Below are 1,536 nucleotides of genomic sequence, written 5' to 3'. Positions count from 1 at the left end.
CACGGCCATTAAGCTAAGCATTTGATGGTATTACCGTGCTCCCGAACTTGGGAGAATGACCAACGCCCTGACCCGCTTTCTGACCCTCCTGCGCAGCTTCCCCGACCTCACTGAAGAGCAACGGGCACAGTATATCGTCGATCCCCACCGTCGCTTCACCCGCAGCAGCCCGCTGACCTTCCGGCGCACGGTGGCCTTCATCCTGCAGCTGGTACGTAAATCCACCGCCGTAGAGCTGCACGATTTTTTCGGTTACCTGGGACTTGCCCCGGTGACAAAGTCGGCCTTTGCCCAGCGCCGCCGGGCCATCCGGCCGGCCTTTTTCCGCGATTTCTTCCACCGCTCCGCCGAGGGATTTTATACCTGCTTTAAGCACGCCCGCCGCTGGCGCTCCCGCCTGCTCATCGCCGTGGACGGTACGGGTCAGACCCTGCCCCGCGAGGGTTGGATCGGTGAGGCCTTTGGCTTCCACCAGAACCAGCACGACAATGTCCCCTCCACCCGCATTCTGCTTACTTACGACCTGCTCAACCGCATTATTCTGCGGGCCGATTTGCACACCCAAAAAAGCGGCGAGATCCGCCACGCCTACCCCAACGTCGAACGCTTCCCCCAAGACGCCATCTATATCTACGATCGCGGCTACGCCGGCTACGGGCTGCCCTTCCTGCACCGCCGCCACGGCTCCGACTGCATCATCCGCCTGCCGATCGATATGAGTCCCGAAGTGCGCGACTTCGTGCGCAGCGGCGAGCCCGACCGCCTCATCACCGTGGAACTAAAGGACCGCGCCTACCGAACCCTGCGCGACCTGGGGCAGCAGCCCGTCTGGCGCCAACCCCTGGAACTGCGCCTCGTGCGCGTCGAGCTCAGTACGGGAGAAGTGGAGGTCCTCCTGACCACCCTGATGCACCGCCGCCGCTTTCACCACCGGCGTATCGGGGAACTCTACGGTCTGCGCTGGGGCGTGGAGACGGGCATCTCCCACCTCAAGTCTTTCCTCCAGTTAGCGTTGACTTCAGCTTACACCCAGCCCGGCGTAGAGCAAGATCTCTGGTCAACCTTCTGGTTTTATAATGTTCAGAGTGCCTGCCTCCTCGACCGGGAGCTGGTCAAACAGGCCCGAACCAAAGACCGCCAATACAGCTACCGGATCAACCGTAACGTGACCGCCGGCTTGATCAAGCGGTGGCTGCCCACTCTCTTCCTGGACGGCGTGCGGCGCTGGCGGGCCCGCACCAAGGTCCTGCTGGACGAGTTGGTCCACCACCTGGAACCCTATAGGCCCCGCCCGAGCCGTGTACGTATTAGACGGATTATGCGGAGTCAGGACCGACACGTTTACGAACCCAATTATCGCTCGGCACTCTGATGGAATACCAAGGCAGCAGGTCACGGGCACGAGCCGCCTCACGGCCGGACGGGGACACTATACCCTAAAGTTACTTTCCAACCTGGCTCGCCGCAATAGCGGCCGAAGAGTAGCCCTGATGGAGGCTCCGGTATGGCGCTTAGTTGCTTAGCTTAATGGAGTTG

The 1,536-nt window shown here is 61.5% G+C and carries 1 protein-coding gene; it reads left to right on the top strand.

The annotated features are described in order from the left end of the window. Nucleotides 1-55: 55 nt before the first annotated feature. On the top strand, nucleotides 56-1,372 hold the full coding sequence (locus tag NMA52_RS18665; protein WP_254829228.1) for an IS4 family transposase: 1,317 nt from the start codon (nucleotides 56-58) through the stop codon (nucleotides 1,370-1,372). Nucleotides 1,373-1,536: the final 164 nt, after the last annotated feature.

Source organism: Lewinella sp. JB7 (assembly GCF_024297185.1).
Taxonomy (GTDB): Bacteria; Bacteroidota; Bacteroidia; order Chitinophagales; family Saprospiraceae; genus Neolewinella.
The sequence above is the reverse complement of the archived record's forward strand: the minus strand, read 5'-3'. Positions and strand labels throughout refer to the sequence as shown.